This window comes from Mesorhizobium sp. LSJC285A00, assembly GCF_000503155.1.
Lineage (GTDB): Bacteria > Pseudomonadota > Alphaproteobacteria > Rhizobiales > Rhizobiaceae > Mesorhizobium.
In genome coordinates, this window is the sequence record NZ_AYVK01000061.1 from 1 (window position 1) to 20,435 (window position 20,435).

Annotated in this window: 23 protein-coding genes and 3 pseudogenes; 1 reads left to right on the top strand and 25 read right to left on the bottom strand. The window is 63.9% G+C overall.

Translation table 11 applies throughout. From position 1 onward, the window contains the following. The 24 genes and pseudogenes from trbL to X726_RS0136715 form a co-directional block, all read right to left on the bottom strand. On the bottom strand, positions 1 to 893 hold an 893-nt coding region (gene trbL / locus X726_RS138995), incomplete at its 3' end, for a P-type conjugative transfer protein TrbL (RefSeq protein ID WP_023673510.1). Between the two features lies 1 nt (position 894). Beyond that, positions 895 to 1,290: a putative entry exclusion protein TrbK-alt gene (gene trbK-alt / locus X726_RS138990; RefSeq protein WP_031215562.1), complete on the bottom strand. Its 396-nt coding sequence runs from the start codon at positions 1,288 to 1,290 to the stop codon at positions 895 to 897. Positions 1,291 to 1,300: 10 nt separating this feature from the next. Continuing rightward, positions 1,301 to 2,059 carry a P-type conjugative transfer protein TrbJ gene (trbJ, locus tag X726_RS138985; RefSeq protein ID WP_023697516.1) on the bottom strand — a complete coding sequence of 253 codons (759 nt, stop codon included), beginning with the start codon at positions 2,057 to 2,059 and terminating at the stop codon, positions 1,301 to 1,303. Continuing rightward, positions 2,056 to 4,517: pseudogene (trbE, locus tag X726_RS01000000167680) on the bottom strand (conjugal transfer protein TrbE). The gene trbJ and the pseudogene trbE overlap by 4 nt, the downstream one beginning before the upstream one ends. A 14-nt stretch (positions 4,518 to 4,531) precedes the next feature. Further along, positions 4,532 to 4,798 carry a VirB3 family type IV secretion system protein gene (locus X726_RS138980; RefSeq protein ID WP_245262821.1) on the bottom strand — a complete coding sequence of 89 codons (267 nt, stop codon included), beginning with the start codon at positions 4,796 to 4,798 and terminating at the stop codon, positions 4,532 to 4,534. Positions 4,799 to 4,827: 29 nt separating this feature from the next. After that, positions 4,828 to 5,121: a TrbC/VirB2 family protein gene (locus X726_RS138975; protein WP_245262823.1), complete on the bottom strand. Its 294-nt coding sequence runs from the start codon at positions 5,119 to 5,121 to the stop codon at positions 4,828 to 4,830. 35 nt (positions 5,122 to 5,156) lie between these two features. Next, positions 5,157 to 6,173, bottom strand: coding sequence for a P-type conjugative transfer ATPase TrbB (gene trbB, locus X726_RS138970; protein WP_023697514.1), 1,017 nt, complete (start codon positions 6,171 to 6,173; stop codon positions 5,157 to 5,159). A 217-nt stretch (positions 6,174 to 6,390) separates the two neighbouring features. Then, the gene (locus tag X726_RS138965; protein ID WP_006338687.1) at positions 6,391 to 6,708 is read right to left on the bottom strand and encodes a helix-turn-helix transcriptional regulator; all 318 of its coding nucleotides are present in this window, start codon (positions 6,706 to 6,708) and stop codon (positions 6,391 to 6,393) included. Beyond that, positions 6,705 to 7,079 carry a type II toxin-antitoxin system RelE/ParE family toxin gene (locus X726_RS138960; RefSeq protein WP_023673518.1) on the bottom strand — a complete coding sequence of 125 codons (375 nt, stop codon included), beginning with the start codon at positions 7,077 to 7,079 and terminating at the stop codon, positions 6,705 to 6,707. The genes X726_RS138965 and X726_RS138960 overlap by 4 nt, the downstream gene beginning before the upstream one ends. 329 nt (positions 7,080 to 7,408) lie before the next feature. Next, positions 7,409 to 7,864 carry a ribbon-helix-helix protein, CopG family gene (locus X726_RS138955; RefSeq protein ID WP_023673519.1) on the bottom strand — a complete coding sequence of 152 codons (456 nt, stop codon included), beginning with the start codon at positions 7,862 to 7,864 and terminating at the stop codon, positions 7,409 to 7,411. A 7-nt stretch (positions 7,865 to 7,871) separates the two neighbouring features. Beyond that, positions 7,872 to 9,857, bottom strand: coding sequence for a conjugal transfer protein TraG (locus tag X726_RS138950; RefSeq protein WP_023673520.1), 1,986 nt, complete (start codon positions 9,855 to 9,857; stop codon positions 7,872 to 7,874). A 26-nt stretch (positions 9,858 to 9,883) separates the two neighbouring features. Further along, positions 9,884 to 11,623 (bottom strand): VirD2 family relaxase/mobilization nuclease, encoded by a 1,740-nt coding sequence (locus X726_RS138945; RefSeq protein WP_023673521.1) that lies wholly within the window; start codon positions 11,621 to 11,623, stop codon positions 9,884 to 9,886. 671 nt (positions 11,624 to 12,294) lie between these two features. Beyond that, positions 12,295 to 12,867: a lytic transglycosylase domain-containing protein gene (locus X726_RS138940; protein WP_023673522.1), complete on the bottom strand. Its 573-nt coding sequence runs from the start codon at positions 12,865 to 12,867 to the stop codon at positions 12,295 to 12,297. Positions 12,868 to 12,870: 3 nt separating this feature from the next. Further along, a pseudogene (locus X726_RS1000000169985) lies at positions 12,871 to 13,280 on the bottom strand (DUF736 domain-containing protein). A gap of 70 nt (positions 13,281 to 13,350) precedes the next feature. Then, positions 13,351 to 13,896 (bottom strand): S26 family signal peptidase, encoded by a 546-nt coding sequence (locus X726_RS138935; protein WP_031215564.1) that lies wholly within the window; start codon positions 13,894 to 13,896, stop codon positions 13,351 to 13,353. Further along, entirely contained in the window at positions 13,893 to 14,414 is a 522-nt protein-coding gene (locus X726_RS138930; RefSeq protein WP_023673524.1) for a DUF2840 domain-containing protein, read from the bottom strand. Before X726_RS138930 ends, X726_RS138935 begins: the two co-directional genes overlap by 4 nt. Then, positions 14,411 to 14,653, bottom strand: coding sequence for a hypothetical protein (locus X726_RS138925; protein ID WP_156936056.1), 243 nt, complete (start codon positions 14,651 to 14,653; stop codon positions 14,411 to 14,413). The genes X726_RS138930 and X726_RS138925 overlap by 4 nt, the downstream gene beginning before the upstream one ends. Then, entirely contained in the window at positions 14,650 to 15,810 is a 1,161-nt protein-coding gene (locus X726_RS138920) for a replication initiator protein A (RefSeq protein ID WP_023673526.1), read from the bottom strand. The genes X726_RS138925 and X726_RS138920 overlap by 4 nt, the downstream gene beginning before the upstream one ends. Before the next feature lie 17 nt (positions 15,811 to 15,827). Further along, a complete protein-coding gene (locus X726_RS138915; RefSeq protein WP_023673527.1) occupies positions 15,828 to 16,109 on the bottom strand; it encodes a helix-turn-helix domain-containing protein in 282 nt (93 codons plus the stop codon). 140 nt (positions 16,110 to 16,249) lie between these two features. Then, positions 16,250 to 16,804, bottom strand: coding sequence for a DUF2285 domain-containing protein (locus X726_RS1000000169990; protein WP_023697509.1), 555 nt, complete (start codon positions 16,802 to 16,804; stop codon positions 16,250 to 16,252). Continuing rightward, on the bottom strand, positions 16,767 to 17,015 hold the full coding sequence (locus tag X726_RS1000000172090; protein ID WP_084013101.1) for a DUF6499 domain-containing protein: 249 nt from the start codon (positions 17,013 to 17,015) through the stop codon (positions 16,767 to 16,769). The genes X726_RS1000000169990 and X726_RS1000000172090 overlap by 38 nt, the downstream gene beginning before the upstream one ends. A 134-nt stretch (positions 17,016 to 17,149) precedes the next feature. Next, positions 17,150 to 17,410 (bottom strand): DUF2285 domain-containing protein, encoded by a 261-nt coding sequence (locus X726_RS138910; RefSeq protein ID WP_023673529.1) that lies wholly within the window; start codon positions 17,408 to 17,410, stop codon positions 17,150 to 17,152. A gap of 175 nt (positions 17,411 to 17,585) precedes the next feature. Continuing rightward, on the bottom strand, positions 17,586 to 17,912 hold the full coding sequence (locus tag X726_RS138905; RefSeq protein WP_023673530.1) for a DUF736 domain-containing protein: 327 nt from the start codon (positions 17,910 to 17,912) through the stop codon (positions 17,586 to 17,588). 613 nt (positions 17,913 to 18,525) lie between these two features. Continuing rightward, positions 18,526 to 18,966, bottom strand: a complete 441-nt coding sequence (locus X726_RS0136715) for a hypothetical protein (protein WP_023697508.1) — start codon at positions 18,964 to 18,966, stop codon at positions 18,526 to 18,528. 648 nt (positions 18,967 to 19,614) lie between these two features. On the opposite strand from X726_RS0136715, the gene X726_RS138900 reads away from it, so the two are divergent. Continuing rightward, positions 19,615 to 19,893: a hypothetical protein gene (locus tag X726_RS138900; RefSeq protein WP_023694917.1), complete on the top strand. Its 279-nt coding sequence runs from the start codon at positions 19,615 to 19,617 to the stop codon at positions 19,891 to 19,893. A 53-nt stretch (positions 19,894 to 19,946) separates the two neighbouring features. On the opposite strand, the pseudogene X726_RS1000000170000 reads toward X726_RS138900, so the two are convergent. Continuing rightward, a pseudogene (locus X726_RS1000000170000) lies at positions 19,947 to 20,166 on the bottom strand (hypothetical protein). Positions 20,167 to 20,435 lie beyond the last annotated feature (269 nt).

Below are 20,435 nucleotides of genomic sequence, written 5' to 3' on the forward strand. Positions count from 1 at the left end.
CCAGACACGACTGCGCCGCCGGCCGCAGTGCCGACTGCTGCCATGCCTCCGACGGCGAGCCCAGCGCCGACCGCAGCACCCGCGCCGAGTTGCGGGCCGCCGGAGACGAGGCCGTTGGCAATGCCAGGTCCAAATATGCCAAGGCCGAGCAGCGACAACGCGGCCAGCACGATCGCCATGGCATCGTCGATCGACGGCGTGTTGCCGCTGAACCCCGCGGTGAACTCGGAAAAGAGCGTTGAGCCGATGCCGATGATGACGGCGAGCACCAGCACCTTGATGCCGGACGAGATGACGTTGCCAAGCACCCGCTCGGCCATGAAGGCGGATTTGCCGAACAGACCGAAGGGAATGAGCACGAAACCGGCGAGCGTGGTCAGCTTGAATTCGATCAGCGTGACGAAAAGCTGGATTGCCAGGATGAAGAAGGCCAGCAGCACCAGCGCCCAGGCGAAGAACATGCAGGCGATCTGGATGAAGTTCTCGAAGAAGGACCAATAGCCCATCAGGTTCGAGATCGAGTCCAGCAACGGCCGGCCGGCATCGAGCCCGGTCTGCGCCACCTTGCCCGGGCGCATGAGATCGTTGACGGTAAAACCCGTACCCGAGGCCTTCAGGCCAAGCCCGGCGAAGCTTTCAAAGACGATGCGGGCGAGATTGTTCCAGTTGGAGATGAGATAGGCGAAGACGCCGACGAATAGGGTCTTCTTGACGAGGCGCGCCATGATGTCGTCGTCCGCACCCCAGGACCAGAAGAGCGCAGCCAACGTCACGTCGATGACGATCAGGGTTGTGGCGATAAAGCCGACCTCCCCGCCGAGCAGGCCGAAGCCGCTGTCGATGTAGCGCGTGAAGACTTCGAGGAAATGGTCGATGACGCCCATGCCGCCCATGTCAGCGAGCCTCCGGCCGAGGAGGCTCGACCTGCATCGCGGGAGTGGTCACATCCATCCGCGTCCCTCCTTTCCGGTCGGCTGACGCCGGCACATCAGGGAATAACGTTTTCGGGGCAACTGCAGCAGGCGCCGTTGCCGAGTCACCTGGAGCGAGAAACCGGCGCCGGCTCTCTCCCCACGCTTTCAGACAACCGGGATCGCGAGGACCGGCCTCGCCGATCCCGGAACAGCGGCGCAATTCGAACGCGAGCGGGTCTTGTGACGCGGTGGAACGGTCCCGTGTCCCAAGGGCGTCAGGCTCATCGTCCTTGCTGCTCATCTCGATCGCGGTCACTGTCAAAGCGACCGCGATGAAGATGACCGCGCCGATGCGAGCGAGGAGCTTGCCTTCCATCGCGCCGACCTCAGTTCTTGCCATAGAACATCTGCGCACTGCCGGGCTGGTAGCCCGAGCCCTGCGTCAGGAAGCGCCGGCGCTGCTCTCGGCCCTGGTCGACGGCGGTGGCCTGTTCGGCCGATTGCAACGCCTGCGCCCGACCGTTCGCGGCGACGACAGCGGTGAGATCGGCGAGCTGCTGCACTTGGAGCGCGAGGAGCTGGTTGCCGGCCTGTGTTGCCTGAAGCGCGCCGGTCGCACCCTGGCTCTGGCCGACCAGTGCCGACATCTCACTGCGATTGGTGTCGATGTTGCCGACGACGCCCGCCTGCACACGCATAGCGTCCTGAAGGCCACCAACCGTGTTGCCCCAGCGCGAGCGCGCGTCGGCGACGAGTTGCTGATCCGAAGCCGACAGCGAGACGTTGCCGTATTTCTGCTGGAAAGCCTGATCGATCTGCTGGACGTCATAGGCAACGTTCTGCGCCTGACCGAGCAGTTGCTGCGTACGCTGCACGGACTGCTGGAGTTGTTGCAGAGAGGAGAACGGCAGGCTCGCGAGATTGCGGGCCTGGTTGATGAGCATCTGCGCTTCGTTCTGAAGCGAGGTGATCTGGTTGGTGATCTGTTCGAGCGAGCGCGCTGCCGTCAGGACGTTTTGCGAATAGTTCGAGGGATCGAAAACGATCAAGGCCTGTGCCGGCGTCGCCAGCATCGGCGAGAGCGCGGCAGGAGCGACAAGCAGTGCGGCGGCGAACCGCATGCCAAGGGAACGGCGTTGTTTCATGGGGACTTCTCCTTGTTGGTGAGGGCGGGGCTGGTTAGGGCGGGAACGAGTTCAGCGGCCCAGCCGACGCCACGGTGGGTGAGCCAGGCAGCGAGGAACCCGTCGCGGCCATGCTCGGCGACGATGCTGGCGATCGCGGCCTGGTCGGTCTTCGCGGATACAGCGCAGAGCGCGAGTGCCACATCCGACAGACCGAGCTCGAACAGCCGGTTGCCGCGTCGGGACTGGCAGTAATAGTCGCGCTTTGGCATCGCCCGCGCGATGATCTCGATCTGCCGATCGTTGAGGCCGAATCGACGATAGATCGCCGTGATCTGCGGCTCGATGGCGCGCTCGTTCGGCAGGAGAAGCCGGGTCTGGCAGCTCTCGATGATCGCGGGCGCGATTGCCGAGCCGTCAATGTCGCTGAGCGACTGCGTGGCGAAGATGACGCTGGCGTTCTTCTTGCGCAGCGTCTTTAGCCATTCGCGGAGCTGGCCGGCAAAGCCCTCATCGTCCAGCACAAGCCAGCCTTCGTCGATGATGAGAAGGGTTGGCGAGCCATCGAGCCGGTCCTCGATGCGATGGAAGAGATAGGACAGGACGGCGGGCGCGGCACCTGTTCCGATCAGCCCCTCGGTTTCGAATGCCTGGACCGACGCCGATCCGATANTCCGATATGCTCGTGCTCGGCATCGAGCAGGCGGCCATAGGGACCTCCGACGCAATAGGGACGTAATGCCTGCTTGAGATCGTTTGATTGCAGCAGCACGACCAGGCCGGTGATGGTGCGCTCCTCGACAGGCGCGGACGCCAGAGAACTCAACGCCGTCCAGATATGCTCCTTGATCTCAGGCGTGATCGTCACATTCTCACGCGTCAGGATCGCCACGATCCAGTCGGCGGCCCAGGCGCGCTCGGGGACATCGTGAATGCGCGCGAACGGCTGGAGACTGACGCTATCGGACGCTCCATCGCTGAGATCGCCGCCGAGATCATGCCAGTCGCCGCCCATGGCGAGTGCCGCCGCGCGGATCGAGCCGCCGAAATCGAAGGCAAATACCTGTGACCCCGCATAGCGGCGGAACTGCAGCGCCATCAGCGCCAAGAGCACGGACTTGCCCGCGCCTGTCGGGCCGACGATCAGCGTGTGGCCGACGTCGCCGACATGAAGCGAAAGCCGGAACGGGGTCGAGCCTTCGGTCTTGCCGAAAAGCAGAGGGGGCGCTGCAAGATGCTCGTCCCGCACCTCGCCCGCCCACACCGCGGAAAGCGGAATGATGTGGGCGAGATTGAGGGTGGAGATGGGAGGTTGACGGACGTTGGCGTAAACGTGACCCGGCAGGCTGCCGAGCCAGGCGTCGACGGCGTTGATGGTTTCGATAATTGCCGTGAAATCGCGGCCCTGGATGACCTTTTCGACCCGGCGCAGTTTCTCGTCGGCGATGCCAGGATCATCGTCCCAAACAGTCACCGTCGCGGTGACATAAGCCATGCCCGCATAGTCGGCGCCGAGCTCCTGGAGCGCCATGTCGGCATCAGCGGCCTTGTTTGCGGCGTCGGTGTCCACGAGGACGGACGCCTCGTTGGTCATCACCTCCTTGAGGATCGCGGCGACCGATTTGCGCTTGGCGAACCATTGACGCCGGATCTTTGTCAGCAGCCGGGTCGCATCAGTCTTGTCGAGCAGGATGGCGCGTGTCGACCAGCGATACGGGAAGGCCAGCCGGTTCAGCTCGTCGAGCAGACCCGGCGTGGTCGCGGTCGGGAACCCCGTGACCGTGAGAATGCGCAGATGCAACGCGCCAAGCCGCGGCTCAAGCCCGCCGGTCAGCGGCTGGTCGGCCAGCAGGACATCGAGATACATCGGCGTTTCGGGAACGCGGACACGGTGGCGATTGGTCGAGACGCAGCCATGCAGATATGTCAGCGTCTCGGCGTCATCGAGCCAGCGGCACTCCGGCATGAAGGCTTCGACTAGGCGCAGGACGCGGTCGCTGCGGTCAGTGAACCCGGTCAGCACCTCATTGGGGTCGAGGCCCTTCTTCTCGCGCCCTTCGTAGAGCCAGCTTTCCGCGCGGGCGGTGTCTTCGGCGGGCGCAAGATAGGTGAGCGTCAGGAAGTAGCTGGACTCGAAATGCGCGCCGGCCTCCTCGAAGCCCGCCTTGCGCTCCGCATCGACCAGCGTCGAGGCCGCATCCGGAAAGCTGCTGTCGGGATAGCGCGTCGAGGCATGGCGCTGTGCCTCGACGAAGATCGCCCAGCCGGAGCCGAGGCGGCGGAAGGCATTGTTGAGCCGGCCGGCGACGGCGACCAGTTCGGCCGGCACGGCGCTGTCGAGATCGGGACCGCGAAAACGCGCGGTGCGCTGGAAGCTGCCGTCCTTGTTGAGGACGATTCCAGCGCCGACCAATGCCGCCCAGGGCAGGAAGTCGGCGAGCCGGCTGCTGCGGTTGCGATATTCGGCAAGGTTCATCATAGGTGCGACCTCGCTTAGACCGTGAGATGCGCGGGTATGCGCAGGTGCCGGCGAACGACGTCGGCGAAAAGCGGATCGCGCTTGGCCGCCCAGACTGCGGCAACATGGCCGATCGCCCAGATGGCGATGCCGACGAGCCACAGACGCAGCCCCAGCCCCACGGCGCCCGCGAGCGTCCCGTTCATGATCGCAATAGCGCGCGGGGCGCCACCGAGCAGGATCGGCTCCGTCAGCGCGCGGTGTACAAGGACCGTATAGCCGGGCACTGTATAATCCGGCATTGGGCCGCCCTGTTCGACAGCGCCCGCCATCAGACCAGCGCTCCGCCGCCGAACGAGAAGAACGACAGGAAGAAGCTCGACGCCGCGAAAGCGATGGACAGGCCGAACACGATCTGGATGAGCCGGCGGAAGCCGCCAGACGTGTCGCCGAAGGCGAGCGTCAGGCCGGTTACGATGATAATGATCACCGCCATGATCTTGGCGACCGGACCTTCGATCGATTGGAGGATCTGTTGCAGCGGCTGTTCCCACGGCATTGACGAGCCGGAGGCATAAGCGGGCGCGGCCATCACCAGGATGAGCGTGGCACCGGAGACGGTCATGGCGAGACGATGGCGCGCGAGGCGCAGGCGTTGGATCATGGAATTTCTCCTTCAGGGCTTTGGATGAGCAAGGTCGGGCTGTCGTCGCCCTCGAGGACGGCAGGCGCGACCCGGTAATCGCCGTCCGGGCTCAGGCCATCGACACGGGCGAGTTCGGACAGTCGGCGGGCTGAGCCGCGGCCGGAAAGGACGGCAACCAGGTCGATCGTCTCGGCGATCAGCGCGCGTGGAACCGTGACCACGGCTTCCTGGATCAGCTGCTCCATCCTTCGGAGGGCACCTATGGCGCTGCCGGCGTGGATCGTGCCAAGGCCGCCGGGGTGGCCGGTGCCCCAGGCCTTGAGCAGTTCGAGCGCCTCGGCCCCGCGCACCTCTCCGACTGGGATGCGGTCGGGGCGCAGGCGCAGCGATGAGCGAACAAGATCGGAGAGCGACGCGACACCGTCTTTCGTTCGCATCGCCACGAGATTCGGCGCTGCGCATTGCAGTTCCCGCGTATCCTCGATGATCACGACGCGATCGACGGTCTTGGCCACCTCGGCCAACAGCGCGTTGATCAGCGTGGTCTTGCCCGTGGAGGTGCCGCCTGCAATGAGGATGTTCGCGCGGTTGGCAACGCCCTGGCGCAGCGCGTCCACCTGCTGCGCCGACATGATTCCGGTCGCGACATAATCTTCGAGGGTGAAGATGGCGACGGCGGGCTTGCGGATCGCGAAGGCGGGCGCCGCGACGACGGGAGGAAGAAGCCCTTCGAACCGCTCCCCCGTCTCGGGCAGCTCGGCCGAGACACGTGGGGCGCCGGCATGGACTTCGGCACCGACATGATGAGCGACGAGGCGAACGATGCGCTCGCCGTCCGCTGCTGACAAACGCTCTCCTGTGTCGGACAACCCCTCGGACAGGCGGTCGATCCACAAACGTCCATCGGGATTAAGCATCACTTCGACGATGCCGGCGTCGTCGAGATAGCGCGCGATCGCAGGTCCGAGCGCTGTGCGCAGCATGCGTGCGCCGCGCGCCAGACCTTCTGAATTGTGAGGCGAAGCTGCCATCCTGTCCCCGTTTCGATCCGGGGGAACATGGACGGCCCCTGGACGGGGATGATTAAGAGAGCCGCATCTCGAGTGGTTTCAACACCTATATCGAGGCGTAGTGGCGTAGCGTGCAAATACAGGAGATTGGCGGTGCCGACCTGTGATCAAGGCCGGCGATCTTCAGGCAAGGGCGGCGCTCGCCGTCAATTGTGCGCTCGTCGGTAAAGCCGTCAGATCACGCGGCTTCAGCACGAGTTGACCGTCGAGGCTTGTGGCGAACCACCACGTCGACCTTGTAGTCGAGCCGGTCCAGACAGCGAACCAGCCTGTCTATTGAAAACTTACCCGTTCGCCCTGTGGCGATCGCGGAGACGTCGGGCTGTTTCATTCCGAGCAGTTCAGCCGACTTCGCCTGGGTCAGGCGCCGGCGCTTGATAATGGCGCGGATCTCGCGGGCCAGCTTGGCCTTGAGCAATTCCTCTTCGGGATTGTCAAAGCCGAGGTCCGCAAACACGTTGCCGCTGCTCACTTCGGCGGTGATGTCTTCCGTCATGACTTTGTTCCTTTCCCATAGTTTTCACGATAGTGCGCCTCGGCCGCCTTCAATCGTACTGTGACGAGATCGATTTCATGCTTGGGTGTCTCCCTGCCCCTCTTCGACTTCTTCTGGAAGCAATGAAGGACGTAGATCACGCCAGCGAAGCGGACGGTGTAGACGGCGCGGTAGGTATCTCCGTCGAAGTCGTCGACCACCTCGAGGATGCTGCGGCCCCCAAACCCTTTCAGGGCTTTGACAGCCGGGTGCTCCTCACCATTCTGGGCGTCGTTGATTGCGACACCCATCAACCGGCGAACATCGACCGGAAACTCGCGCAGGTCATCCTTCGACGATCCCATCCATACCGTGAGCTTTTGGTTTTTCATTCGCCCTTTGCCTTATAGCATACAGACTATAATTTTCAACGAAAAGATCCTGACACCGCCTAGCCACTGAGATAACTGGTTCGGCTCAGACGGCTGCTTTTTCTAGAAGCTCATAAAGGCGTGGTCCCTCATGCAATCACGGATCTTGAATTGCGGATTTCGCGCCCAACATGGTTCCCGTATCAGCGACCCTGCCCTGCGGCTGTCTAGCTCTTGTCTGCCAAACCCCCCGACAGGTTGGCAACGCGAGTTCCATGACAACATATCGTTACAATACTTTGATATGCTTGACATATCGATGCTTGCAAAATCTCGGTCCGCCAGTCCGTTCAGCGCGCGGGCGTGCCGGGCTGGTGTGTGTCCAGACCGCCATCGATGTCCTCGGAGATCTCCTGCCGAAGCTTTGGACCTCTCGCCAGGCGCCGGCCGAGCGCGGTGACGAAGGCATCATAGCGCTCGCCAGCCTTGGAGTGGGCTGCCTGTGCCGCGGGCTCGGGCAAAGCCGGCGTTGTCGCCAGCCAGAAGCGGACGAAAACAGCGAGCGTCTCCACGGCAATCGCGACATCGCGCTCCTGGCGCGTCATACGGCGGTCCAGCTGGTCAAGCCGCTTGGTGATCGCCGCCTCCTGCCGCTCGGCGGCATCGGGTGAGAGGAACGACTCGATTGCCGCCTCCGCGACGAGCGACCGTGAAAAATCACGGCGCGCCGCATGTTCGGCCAGCCTGCTCATGACCTTCGGATCGAGATAGACGGACAGGCGTTGCTTGCGAGGTGGCTTTACCATGGGAGCCTCACATATCCACGCCGTCGCCGGGGTCGAGCGACGCCTGCCGCGCAACGCCCTGCATCAGGCGCGTCAGTCGACGGTTGCGGGCAACCTCGTCCTCCACGTCATCCAGGTGATCGATCTCGAATTCGTTCTCGGTCGAAGGCTTCACGACCTGCTCGACGCGACTGAGCTCGGGTTGCCGACGACGCTCGGAATCAGTTGTGTCGTCATCCGTGGCCAACGGCGCCGACATGGCTTCAGCAATCTGCGGACGAGAAGGCAGAGGCAGGTTCGTCCAGTCGTCCGGCCTCCCCTCCTCCGCCGCCGCCCTCAGCAGCGGCGGCGGCAGGATACGTTCCCGGAAGCGAGCATCCTCATGATAGCGCGCCTTTTTGGCGCGGATCGGCGGAGCACCCGCGACCATGACGATCTCGTCGGTCGCCGGCAGCTGCATGACTTCACCCGGCGTGAGCAGCGGGCGAGCCGTCTCCGAGCGGGAGACCATGAGATGACCGAGCCACGGAGACAGCCGGTGGCCGGCATAGTTCCTCATGGCCCTCATCTCGGTCGCTGTTCCCAGCGCGTCGGACACGCGCTTGGCGGTGCGCTCGTCATTGGTGGCAAAGCTTACCCGGACATGACAGTTGTCGAGGATCGAGTTGTTGGCGCCGTACGCCCTCTCGATCTGGTTGAGGGATTGAGCGATCAGGAAGCTTTTCAGCCCGTAGCCGGCCATGAAGGCGAGCGCCGATTCGAAAAAATCGAGGCGGCCAAGCGCCGGGAACTCGTCGAGCATCAGGAGCAGCCGGTGCCCTTTCGCCCTGACCTGCAGATCTTCAGTCAAGCGGCGGCCGATCTGATTGAGGATCAGGCGAATGAGCGGCTTGGTCCGATTGATGTCGGACGGCGGCACGACGAGGTAGAGTGTCGTCGGATGCTCGTCGTCGATAAGGTCGCTGATGCGCCAGTCGCAGCGGCGCGTGACCTCTGCCACGACAGGATCGCGATAGAGGCCAAGAAATGACATGGCGGTGGACAGCACGCCGGAGCGTTCGTTGTCTGATTTGTTCAAGAGCTCTCGCGCGGCGCTGGCGATGACCGGGTGCGGACCAGCCTGCCCCAGATGCGCGGTTTTCATCATCGCTGACAGCGTCGATTCGATCGGACGCTTCGGATCGGAAAGGAAACCGGCGACGCCGGCGAGTGTCTTGTCCGGCTCGGCGTAGAGGACATGCAAGATCGCGCCGACCAGCAGGGCGTGGCTGGTCTTCTCCCAATGGTTTCGCCTCTCGAGCGAGCCTTCGGGATCGACCAGGATGTCGGCGATGTTTTGAACGTCGCGGACTTCCCATTCGCCGCGACGCACCTCGAGCAGCGGGTTGTAGGATGAGGATTTGGGATTGGTGGGATCGAACAGCAGGACCCGCCCATGCATGGCGCGGAAGCCCGCGGTGAGTTGCCAGTTTTCGCCCTTGATATCGTGAACGACGGCGGAGCTCGGCCAGGTCAGCAGCGACGGGACGACCAGGCCGACACCCTTGCCCGAACGTGTGGGCGCAAAGCACAGCACATGCTCCGGTCCATCGTGGCGCAGATAGGCGCCGTCAAAGCGCCCAAGCACCACCCCATCGGAGCCGAGAAGGCCCGTTGCCTTGACCTCCTGCTTGTCGGCCCAGCGGGCGGAGCCGTAGGTCTCGACCTTCTTGGCCTCTCGAGCCCGCCAGACCGACATGCCGATGGCGACGGCGACGCAGGCGAAACCGCCGAAAGCCGCGATAAAGGCTCCCTCTACGAAGATCGACGGCGCGTAGGCATCGAAGCCATACCACCACCAGAAGAATGACGGCGGAAGGTAGAACGGAAAGCCCAGGACACGGAACCATGGCCTGCCCAGCTCGGGCTGGAATGCCAGACGCCAGGCCACCCACTCCGTCGCGCCCCAGGTCGTGAACAGTACGATCATCAAGACGGCGAGGATCTGGCCCCAGAGAATTTTGGTGGCGGACATGCTGCAGTCCTTTCTTCAAATTGAGACTAGATGCCGAGGCCTCGCTTGCGGCCAAAACTCCAGTCGATGCCGTCGTCATTGCGAGCGACGCCAGAGACGTGGCGGCCAAGATGTTTTTCGAGAGACGGCGTCCAGGGCACCAGTTGGAACCCGAGCCCGTCATCGATCATGGCGAAGCGGCCCGACGCGAGCATGAAGCGCTGCCGGTAGGAACCGGTGACATATTCGCCGCCGCGGGCGCGGTTGAAAGGCTGGCCGGTTTCGGCCGAGAGCTTTTGGCCGAGCGCTTCCAGTTCGCGGCGACGCAGCGTGTCGACCAGGCCGCGGGTGAAGGTTGTGCGTTGGCCGTGCCGCTCACCGAGGCCCTGTTGGACGAGGTGGTCGGTACGGCGCTCCATTGCCTGCCGTACCCCGGCGCCGAAACCGGATTCCGACAGCGCAATCGGTTCGCGGGCAGTATTCTGACGGTCAAGCCAGGTGGCGCCGGCGGCGGTAACCTGCCGCTCAATATCGAGATCGGAACGGACAGCGAGTGCTGCGCGCCCATGTCCCTGCGCGTCATGGAACTTGCGCAGTTCGACGATCGAACCCGGAGCGCTGTCGCCGGCGGCATCGAGATCGGACAGCTTGATGTGATGGGTGCGGCCGTCGATGCCATCGACCACGGCGTAAGCGCTGCCTTTCAACTCGTCATCGAGACCGCGGTCGACCAGCCGCCCGACGATCGACGTGTCCAGGCGCTCCGCCGCGAGCACATAACTCGCCGACCCGCGCTCGATGCCCTGTTCTGTCAGGGCGCGGTGCATCCGTTTGATGATGTCACCGCGCTCGCCAAGCTCGCGCAGCGTCGCCTCGGCCTTGTCGTCGATCATCCATTGGCCCGGGCCGACCTGTTCGGCAAGGCCAAGGGTTTCGAGCTTGCGCACCCGCCCGACCTTCAGCACGTGATACTCATCGGGCTGGGCGCTCGCCGGGGACCCAAGATCGACAACGCCTGTGTCGCGGCCGTCGCGAACAAGCTGCCGGTCAAGCTGGGTCCAGCGTTCGGCTTCGACCTGGCGCTGCAGATTGCGATGGATGTCGAGATCGGTGCGCGGGCCGAGCTCCTGGGTAACAAGATCGGCCGCGCGGGCGCGCATCCCCTCCTTGATGTAATCGCGCGAGATCACGAGATCCTTCCCGTCATCAGTCTGGCCGCGCAGGATGATGTGAAGGTGCGGGTTGTCGGTGTTCCAGTGATCGACGCCAGCCCATTCCAGTTTCGTGCCGAGGTCCTTTTCGATCTGCCCCATCAGATCGCGGGCAAAGGATTTGAGGTCCGCCATGTCGACGGCACCTTCCGGCGAGACGATGAAGCGGAAGTGGTGCCGATCATCGCCGCACCGCTCGGCAAAAGCACCGCCATCCACCTCCCCGGTCTGCGGCCCGAACAGCCTGGCCTTCTCCCCGTCACGGGTGACGCCCTCGCGGCGCAGATAGGTGAGATGGGCGGCAAGCGGCGCGGCGCGCGCGTGATGGCGCACCAGCCGTGTCTTGATGATCACGGCGCGCGAGCGGCCGGTGAGGAGACGATTGGCGCGCACGCTCGCCGAGCGGCCACGCCCGAAGGTCGAGCGATTGCCCGGGCTGATCCGGCCGGAGCGAGAGATGCGGGCGCCGGCCTTCTGGGCGGCGGCAAGCGCCTGCGCGATGAAGGGTCTGGCGCGCTGGGCACTGGGCGAGCGGATGCGGCCGGGCCGGATGCGGAAACCATCCTCGTCAGTCATCGTGAAGATCCGCACATCGTCTCAAGGCACCGAAATCACAGGTGAAACGGTGTTCCGGCGAGGNCTCGTCAGTCATCGTGAAGATCCGCACATCGTCTCAAGGCACCGAAATCACAGGTGAAACGGTGTTCCGGCGAGGCGCGCGAAACCTTCGCACCTCGCGGAAATCCTGCATAACCTATTGAAACAGCAAAACCGATCGACGCCGCACCTCGCGGCCTTTTATCTCGCCATCTTCCGGTTGTTCTGCCCACCTTCCGCCTCCACCCACGCCATGGTGCGCTGGAGCTTGCGGTTGCGCGAAGACGCCCATGTGCGCTCATGGCTGTATCCCTTCGCCCGCTCGCGCCACGAAGAGGCCTTCGGACAGCGGCACGATGGCGGACACATCGCGCACGGTGGGCGCAGAGCTCGCNCTCGTCAGTCATCGTGAAGATCCGCACATCGTCTCAAGGCACCGAAATCACAGGTGAAACGGTGTTCCGGCGAGGTGCGCGAAACCTTCGCACCTCGCGGAAATGCCACATAACCTCTTGAAACAGCACAACCGATCGACGCCGCACCTCGCGGCCTTTTATCTCGCCATCTTCCGGTTGCTCTGCACATTTTCCGCCTCCACCCACGCCATGGTGCGCTGGAGCTTGCGGTTGCGCGAAAACGCCCATGTGCGCTCATGGCTGTATCCCTTCGCCTGCTCGCGCCACGAAGAGGCCTTCGGACAGCGGCACGATGGCGGACACATCGCGCACGGTGGGCGCAGAGCTCGCGTCATTTGGTGGTCGCTCGGTTGGCACCCGAGCGACAGCTTGTTTGCGATCCGGCTGACCGACGAACAGCGAGCCGCGCTTCCAGGGAATGGCCTCGACANGGATGTTGTCCCGGGGATCGAATGGATCGCGGCCAAGCGACCAGCGGGCGCGCAGATAGTTCCATGTTCCGGGCATGATCTGCATCAAGCCGCGGGCGCCTGCGCTGGAGACGGCGCGCACATCACCCGCACTCTCCTTGCGCATGATGGCGCGGATCAGCGCGCGCGGGACGCCGAAGCGGTGCGAGGCTTCTGCGATATGCGCGCCGAACGGATCGCGTTGGGAAGACCGGGCAACGGCCAGGTCCTGCGCCTCTGCCGCCGGCATGACGGTCGCGACGGACAGGCCGCAAAGGAGGAGCAGAGCCATGCGCCAGGCAGCGCGAAGCGGCCCGGGCGCACCGCGATGGCTCGTCGACGGACGGCGAGCGCGCATCGTTCAATCCTTCTCGCTGCGGTCGCGCGGCCGCGCCCAGTGCAGCGACCAGGACGTCTGGTCGTCTCCATTGCGAAAGAGGTTCGCGCGTATCGGCTGCGCGAAGGTCGGGTCGTCGAGCTGGATCGAGACATAGTCTCCGGCCTTTTCGCTGGAGCNGCGCGTATCGGCTGCGCGAAGGTCGGGTCGTCGAGCTGGATCGAGACATAGTCTCCGGCCTTTTCGCTGGAGCGTTTCCAGCCGGCGCCGATCTCGGGGCCGTCCTCGCTTGAGGCGTGAACGCGGTAGTCAGGCGCATTCTCCGTTTCGCTCGCCTCTGCCGCCACAATGGCGATATCTAGGTTGAGACTGAGCGTGTGGATGCGCCCGCTATAGCCTGTCTTCTGGCGCGTGAATTCTCCGATCTGTTGCATGTCAGGTTCCTGTTTTCGAGTCGTGCGGTGATGAAGACTGGCGCCACGACGCGCGCCGCTGGTCGCGCGCTCACCGCGTTGGCGCGCGCCATTCGAAGCGGCCGTTGCCGTCCTCGTCTGTCCACAGCGGAACGGCGCGGCCGATGATCCGTCTGGTGGAGAGGAGGCCGAAGTAGCGGCCGTCGAAGCTGTCGCGGACATGCCGGTTCATCAGGAAGACTTCGCCGCTCGCGATGCGGCGGCAGCCCTGCCAGACCGGCAGGTCACGACCGGCCCGGTCACGCGTCAACGCCATCCCCGCCTCGTTTCCATCGACCGTGATGGTGAGGTTCGAGCGACAGACCCGTTGCCCCGATACGCCAAGGATGCGCTTCAGGAGTGGCACGCCCCTCGGCAGATAGCCGCGATCGGCGAGGAACGCCGCGAGCGGCTCGGGCGCGTCGACGGCCACAAGATCGGCGACCTCGAAGGGTCCGTCGAAGTCGATCGTGTAGAAGCCGATCGGTGCGCTGGCTGACGCATTCCAGATGAGCTTCGCGGGCATCGAAGTGAGGCCGGGATAACCGACGCCCATGGTTGCGATAACGCTGGCTAAGATGATCCCGGCGCGCGTCACGGCTCAGTCCTCTTGCGCAGCAGGAAGGCACGATGTTGGTCGAGTGTGTAGCTGCGCGGCGCATTGCCGGCGGTTATCCGGTTGTGGATGTGCCGCCAATGATCAGGCGACACCAACTCAGGCTCGATGCCGAGGCGCTGGATGGCGTCAATCGCCTGCAGCACGCGTTCGACCTTGGGCCAGCTCTCGACCTTCAGCAGGATGTCGCCGCCGGGTCGCACGAAGGGCAGTGTCTGATAGGCTTCGCCAGACGCGACCGCACGCACGATGTCGATGCGTGAGATGATCGTTCCGAAGTCGTTCGCCGCCCATCGCACGAAGGCGAAGACCACGCCGGGACGATAGGACAGGATCCGCCGGCGACGATCGACGATCTGTTCCTGGGCGGGCGTGCCGAACCGTATCCAGTTCTCGATCCTCTTCTCGACCCAGGTCAGTTCGACATGGACGAGATTATCGGCAGCGTGGTGCGTGGCCGGGAATGCGCCGCGCGTGCGGGGAGCCGCAATGCCAGTCATTTCGGTTCTCCTGATGTGGTGGGAATTTCGCGCGCGAGCCTCGCGCGCAGCGTTTCGGCGACGATGACGTCGTTCTCGAAAGCGGCGATGCGTGCGCGCTCCTGAGTCGTCATGTCGGTGGTGGGGCGCACGACGAAGGTCGCGAACTGATTTCCCTTGCAGGCCAATTCACCGGCGAGATGCAGCGTCAAAGTTGCCTTCCCGACACGGCTCTTTCGATTTAGGGGTGCGGCGCTCATCGGGCGGCTCCCGAGCGCGGATCAAGCGGCGGAGTCGGACCTTCGGAAGCGCTGGTTGCCGTGATGCGACCGCCAGAAACCGTCGACGTGTTGGGGGTGTTGTTGGTGGTTACGCTGAGTGCGTGGCTGGCTCGCCGTACGAGCCTCTGCCCATCTTGCGCGCGCGCTTCAAAGTTAGAATCTGGGTTAGAGTCTAAGTTAAGGGCGCGATTTCGGCTTTGCTTTCCCAGGGTTAGGCGCCGTTTCGGTCCCTGATAGCACGAGCCTGCGGTTCCCGATGGCACGATAGGTCCGGTTCCCGATAGCACGAGGCCGTCCACAGGCCTTCCACAGGAGCCGATCCGCTCGAAGGCAAGCAGAACCCGGCCGCCAATCTCCACTTCCAGCGCAAGGGTGTAGCCGGGCAGCGGCTGGCGGCGGATGATGTCGCGCAGCTCGAAGGCAAAGCGCTTGTGGGGCGACAGGCTGCCGGATTTCTGGTGAAGGTGACGGAAGTCGAAGCGCCAGCCGTCGGGCTGGCGTCCGCCATGCTTGCGCACCAGCCGATAGAGCCAGCGCTCCAGCCCGCCAGTCAGGTCGAAATAAGCGCGGTCGATCGTCAGCACGAGCGCGTCATCGAGGACTGCCTGGTAGAACCAGTCGGGGACGATCAACTCGATCCCCGCGGGTTTGCCATGGCGATCGATGCGCTCCTGCCACTCATTGATCCATGAGAAGCGGTGACGCCGGCCTTCGGCGGGCTGACGAATCGTCGTCGAGACGGTGGTCGACTGCAGCCGGTCAAGCCCCGCCTTCAGGCGCTGATAGTCGCGCAGGCTCTTGCCGCGGCCGACGAAGGTGAGAATCTCATAGGGTGTGGCGGCCATCAGGCGCGAGGTGCGAAGGCCCGCGTCGCGCGCCTCGACGATCTGGCTTGCGGCCCAGATCAGGATGTCGGCGTCCCAGATGGTCGCCATGCCATGATCGGGCACGGCTTCGACCCGGATCGTGACGTTGCCGGCCGCAAAATCGATCGGGGTGATGCGATGCGTCTTGGACAGGGAGAAGAACGGATAGGCCATGAGATCCTGCGCGTCTCGTGGGGCGAAGTCGCCAGGCAGCGCCCGGAACAGGTCGAGCTGCCCGCGCTCCGAAAGGGATTGGTTTCGAGCCACCATTGGAAATCCGCGCGCGGTCAGCGTGCGTATCGTCCGCTATGCGCCGGCGGCGTCGGCGTGTGACGCTTGGCCGGCAGGACCGACCCCCGCGGATCGGATGTAGACGTGACAGCGCCGCGTTCGGCCCACGCCTGAAGATCGTCGACGGCATAGACGACACGGCCGCCGAGCTTGCGGTAGGAAGGACCAGTGCCATAGGTCCGGTGCTTTTCGAGCGTGCGGGCGGACAGGCTGAGGAAATCCGCGGCCTCCTTGGTGCGCAGGAAGCGCGGCGGCAAAACGGCGATATCGGGTCGCATGGGTCGGACCTCCGTGGGGTCTTGGGCAGCCGCTGGCGTTCAGCGGTGGGCGGAGACCACGGTGGCGGAGAGTAAGCTTCGTCAGGGATGGGGAAGTTGAGGGGGGCTAAAACTCCACCCCTTTTGCGCGGCCAGACCCGCTAGGATCGGCGGCGATGACGCAGGATTTGCAAATAGCCACCGCCGATCATGGCGGTGGCACCTTCGACCAGGCCGATCACCGCGTCGCGCAGTGCGGAAGTTTTCCAGGGATCGGCAGCGACGCGCTTAGACCCGTAAAGGGCGACGGCAATGTCGCGGTAGCTCGCGCCATTCGAATGGCCGTCAGCGGCCTGCATCATCAGACGAAAGCGGCGGCGCTGCTGCGGGGTCATCCGCGTGTCCGAAGGTTTGGGGCGCCCCTGCAACGAACGCCAGAAACGGGTGAGTGCTTCGATCCGTCCCAATGTTTCTGCGTCCAAGGGGATCAGCGCCGCCAGGTGACCGTGCGGGTCACTGCCGGGCAGAAGGAGAAGTTGGGTGACGACACCTGCACTATGGACAGTGTGGCGTCCTTCCGGGCTGTCGTGGACCACGCCCAGGCCGGTCAACGGCGCCGATCGCAAGGACGACAGGAATTCCGGCGCCGGCACGAGAGAAACCACAGCTGGATCGACGTCAGGCGACCACAGAACGTCTTGCGCCAAGGCGGACAAATCCGGCGTGGCCGGGAAATCGCAACCCCCACTGCCGCTGTGCCTCAGGGTGGAAGGGTGCTTTTTCGGATCTTGTGGTAAGGAGCGCTTGGTAGTGCCGTTGATAGGGTTGGTGACGCCGCAGACACTCCCAGGCGAGCCCTTCGATAGGTAATGTATCAAAATAATCATAGCTGGCATTGTCTCGCCAATGCGACGTATCCGGCCTCATCCAAGAGCTCCTCGCAAACAACGCGTAGACCCCGCCTCCAAACGATTCCGGGTTGTAGCGATTGGCGGAAGACCCTTGCCGGGCATCGGGTGATGCCACTTCGGCATCACCCGCGAACCACAGGCGCTGTGGTGCTAGTTGCCGGGTCGACGCAAGAGATGACGGTAGCCTGCACGCGCCATCCAGCGCGCTCGCGCCAGATGGCTGTCGTGGATGCGCCGGGCGCGTTGTGGCTCCTTCGTCAGATCAATGCCGAAGAGGATTTCGACCACCTCGCGCCAGTCCGCGCCGTCGTCGGCGGCGTCAAGCAGGCGCACATAGAGCTTGACGTGTTCCCGATCGTATTCGGTGAGTTCGTCACTGGTCGGCGCGGTTTCGTCAAACGGCTCGATCATCGCTTGCCTCGTCTTCACAGTGAAAGCCTGCATTTTATAGAAACAACAGCGCCGATGGAGGACGGTTGATAAGCATCAGGCGATGCGGTTTCGGCATCGCTCTCGGCTTGAGTGAACCGAACCGGACGTCCGCGGAAGAAGGCCCCGGCCTTCCGGCCGGGGCCTGCGCGGGTCCTTAGTCACCCCGCCGCGCGTTCGGGCGGGACCAGATGAGCGAGAAACCCTCCCCTTCCTCGTCGTCGAAGAGGTTGGCGTAGATCGGGGCGTTGAAGCTCGGATCGTCGAGCTTGAGACCCAGGTAATCGCGGCCTTCGTTGGAGGTCTTCGACCAGGCGGCGCCGATCTCGGCGCGGCCGACCAGCACCCGGTGGCTGGGAGCGTTCTCGCCGGTGGCGCGTGTGTCTGGGACGATGCGCACGTTCTTGGCTTGGACGCTGAGGGTGACGATGTCCCCGGTGAATTCGTTCGAGGCGGTCTTCTTGAAGGTGCCGATGGTAGCCATTGTAAGTCTCCGTTTTCTGTTCCCGAGCCCGCACCATGCGGCCTCGATGGCGATCGGGTGGCCGAAGGCGACCGACGACGCATCGCTTGCGACCGGAGCAACGCGGAGGACGGCGCAGGAACGACTTTCTTGTCTCGCGAGGAATGGCGGCGCTCGGGGTCCCCATGCGCTTGCGGCATGGGGTGGGAGCCGGCAGGGGAAGAAAGTCGAGATGCGCCGTTGCGGCCTAGGCGGTCGAGGCTTCAGCCGTCGTTCGGCCAGATCAGCCCATTGAAGAGGCCGTTTGGAGCGCTCTTGGGACAGATTGGGAACGGAGACGTTGGCGTGCAACGCGCCTCCGGCAGATCGCTACAGGCTTCACCGGCATCGCCCACGCATTCCAGGCACAGATTCCGCGCACCTGCAACGCCGCCGCCACCGCCTGCGCTGCCGTCCTGCCACCGACTGGTCGGTCTGCGATGGGCATCGACCAAAGAAAGTCCAAGTCCCAGACGGGGCCGCGCCGGCACGTGGCCGTTGCTCGATCCTGGCATGGAACCCGATTGCTCCAACCACCGATAATGAGGAGGCTAGGCCTTCGTCGGTCTGGTCCACCTGCGCCGCCCGCGGGGGTCTAGGCTCGAACCACGTCCCTGCCGGATTGGTCGGCTGACGTCATGCCCGCGACCCGCAGATATGCCGTGACGCCGACGGCGGTCGCGCCAATGACGGAGAAGACGACCTGCCAGGTTTCCGAAGGCATCATGTGCTTCGCGATGCCATGGGTGGCATGGTAGCCGGCAACCATCGCAGGCGCGACGAAGACAAGCGTGATCGCCAGCTTCGCCCACATGGAGCTGATAACGCCGAGGAGGATTTGGCCGACGCCGAGCGTCAACCCGGCTGCCAGGATGCCGACGAGGATCGCGCCAAGCCAGCCGGCGCCGGTGTTGAATGCCCACGTACCTGCGCTGACCCCTGCGAACAACGGAAGGGCGAAGATAGCAAGCGTGAAGAGCAACCAGCACAGGATGCCGATGGCCGCGATACAAACGAACATGCCGAGGATGATCATGGTGGTGTCTCCGAGAATAGCTCTGGCGATTGCGCCTTCCACCACCACCGCAACGCCGCGCAGAGCATAGCAACGAAAAGCACCGGCGAGATGCCAAAGCTCTGTTTCGCCAGCGGCAATGTTAGCCCCGTCCTGGGGCGAACGGTCGATTTCGCCGATGATGGCGGTGTCGTCGCCGTCATACTCGTTCGCCGGCACGACCGAGAGAGTGCCGTCGCCGGCACGAAAGATGACGATGGCGACCATGAGGGTGGCGGCGAGGCTGAAGGCGAAGGCATGCGCGTCGGCGAGGGACATCGATCCGGCTCCTGTTTGAAGCGGAGGACCCTCCCCCGCTGACAGGCGCCCGATGTGTTCGGCGGATGGCCGCAATCACCGCGAAGGCGAAGCCGGAGCGGCGGCACGCTTCGCGTAGTCCGACCCCTTGCGGGTTGATGGCGTCAGGCCGTCGGCTGGACCAAGGATCAGCGCAATGGATCGCGGGGGTGGGGTCATCTTCAAGTCAGGAGCAGCGGCGTCGTTAGCGCGACGCTTATGTTCCATGAGAGTCTGAGCAAGCCGCCGCGCGATGTGGCGGGCGTCGAGCGATAAACCGGACGGCCATGAACGCGCTGGGTCCCGTTGGAAGCCGCCACGCTGAAAATGAGGATGAAGCTGGGCGATGACGCTGTGCAGTTGCGGTGGCAGGCCCAATCCAGCTCTCTCGGCGTAACGAGCGGCCTTGCCGAGATCGTGCCCGATATGGCGGCGATTCCAGCGATCGTCGGTCGCTGTTCTGAGAAGATGCGACTTCAGGAGCAATTCAATGGCGATGGCGATGGCGTGAAGGGCCGCATTGCGCCTGCCCAGATCCGCCGCCCGGTCAGCGCCATCGAGGCACACTGCGGCATTGCGCAAGAAGGTGTCGGCCAGCGCGATGTCCGGTGAAGCTATCGGGAAAGGATAAGAGCGACGGCTTGAAGAATGCCGTGCCTCCCCTGCTAATTTATAGGGGGGGTAAGTTCCGAAGGCGCATCGACCAGCGTCCGATATAGGCTGTCAACTTCTTCGTCGATCTCTTCGCGCCTGATCCCGAGCGCCTTAGCGTCGGCGTACAATTTGTGTGTGTACTCACTTATCGAAACCGTGTCGGCCTTCGCCGTTTCGGGGAGATTGTTGCCGATCCCAGCGATCGAGGAAATTGATACCGCGTGTACTCATGGAGCCTTAAGCTCCATTAAGCGCTTAGGTTCCGGCTGTTCGGTGGCGAGGTCATAGACTAGGCTGTTCGCAGCCGCCGAAGTAGCTTTTGACCTTCAATCAGGCCGCACGTCGGCCCAATCACTATGAATTGGCTTCGCACCAAAAATCCATGTGTGAGATGTAAGGCAAGAACCCCATCGGAGTCCGTGAGTTCGACCTGGAGGATGATACCACCCCCGAACAGGCGTCATCGATCATACAGAAAGATGACGCACGACAGTCGCCAG

What these genes read in the sequence shown, in the direction of transcription:
- trbK-alt (WP_031215562.1), bottom strand. Translation starts at nt 1,290, where the DNA reads ATGGAAGGCAAGCTCCTCGCTCGCATCGGCGCGGTCATCTTCATCGCG.
- trbJ (WP_023697516.1), bottom strand. Translation starts at nt 2,059, where the DNA reads ATGAAACAACGCCGTTCCCTTGGCATGCGGTTCGCCGCCGCACTGCTT.
- X726_RS138980 (WP_245262821.1), bottom strand. Translation starts at nt 4,798, where the DNA reads ATGCCGGATTATACAGTGCCCGGCTATACGGTCCTTGTACACCGCGCG.
- X726_RS138975 (WP_245262823.1), bottom strand. Translation starts at nt 5,121, where the DNA reads ATGACCGTCTCCGGTGCCACGCTCATCCTGGTGATGGCCGCGCCCGCT.
- trbB (WP_023697514.1), bottom strand. Translation starts at nt 6,173, where the DNA reads ATGGCAGCTTCGCCTCACAATTCAGAAGGTCTGGCGCGCGGCGCACGC.
- X726_RS138965 (WP_006338687.1), bottom strand. Translation starts at nt 6,708, where the DNA reads ATGACGGAAGACATCACCGCCGAAGTGAGCAGCGGCAACGTGTTTGCG.
- X726_RS138960 (WP_023673518.1), bottom strand. Translation starts at nt 7,079, where the DNA reads ATGAAAAACCAAAAGCTCACGGTATGGATGGGATCGTCGAAGGATGAC.
- X726_RS138955 (WP_023673519.1), bottom strand. Translation starts at nt 7,864, where the DNA reads ATGGTAAAGCCACCTCGCAAGCAACGCCTGTCCGTCTATCTCGATCCG.
- X726_RS138950 (WP_023673520.1), bottom strand. Translation starts at nt 9,857, where the DNA reads ATGTCCGCCACCAAAATTCTCTGGGGCCAGATCCTCGCCGTCTTGATG.
- X726_RS138945 (WP_023673521.1), bottom strand. Translation starts at nt 11,623, where the DNA reads ATGACTGACGAGGATGGTTTCCGCATCCGGCCCGGCCGCATCCGCTCG.
- X726_RS138930 (WP_023673524.1), bottom strand. Translation starts at nt 14,414, where the DNA reads ATGACTGGCATTGCGGCTCCCCGCACGCGCGGCGCATTCCCGGCCACG.
- X726_RS138925 (WP_156936056.1), bottom strand. Translation starts at nt 14,653, where the DNA reads ATGAGCGCCGCACCCCTAAATCGAAAGAGCCGTGTCGGGAAGGCAACT.
- X726_RS138920 (WP_023673526.1), bottom strand. Translation starts at nt 15,810, where the DNA reads ATGGTGGCTCGAAACCAATCCCTTTCGGAGCGCGGGCAGCTCGACCTG.
- X726_RS138915 (WP_023673527.1), bottom strand. Translation starts at nt 16,109, where the DNA reads ATGCGACCCGATATCGCCGTTTTGCCGCCGCGCTTCCTGCGCACCAAG.
- X726_RS1000000172090 (WP_084013101.1), bottom strand. Translation starts at nt 17,015, where the DNA reads ATGAGGCCGGATACGTCGCATTGGCGAGACAATGCCAGCTATGATTAT.
- X726_RS138910 (WP_023673529.1), bottom strand. Translation starts at nt 17,410, where the DNA reads ATGATCGAGCCGTTTGACGAAACCGCGCCGACCAGTGACGAACTCACC.
- X726_RS138905 (WP_023673530.1), bottom strand. Translation starts at nt 17,912, where the DNA reads ATGGCTACCATCGGCACCTTCAAGAAGACCGCCTCGAACGAATTCACC.
- X726_RS0136715 (WP_023697508.1), bottom strand. Translation starts at nt 18,966, where the DNA reads ATGATCATCCTCGGCATGTTCGTTTGTATCGCGGCCATCGGCATCCTG.
- X726_RS138900 (WP_023694917.1), top strand. Translation starts at nt 19,615, where the DNA reads ATGAAGCTGGGCGATGACGCTGTGCAGTTGCGGTGGCAGGCCCAATCC.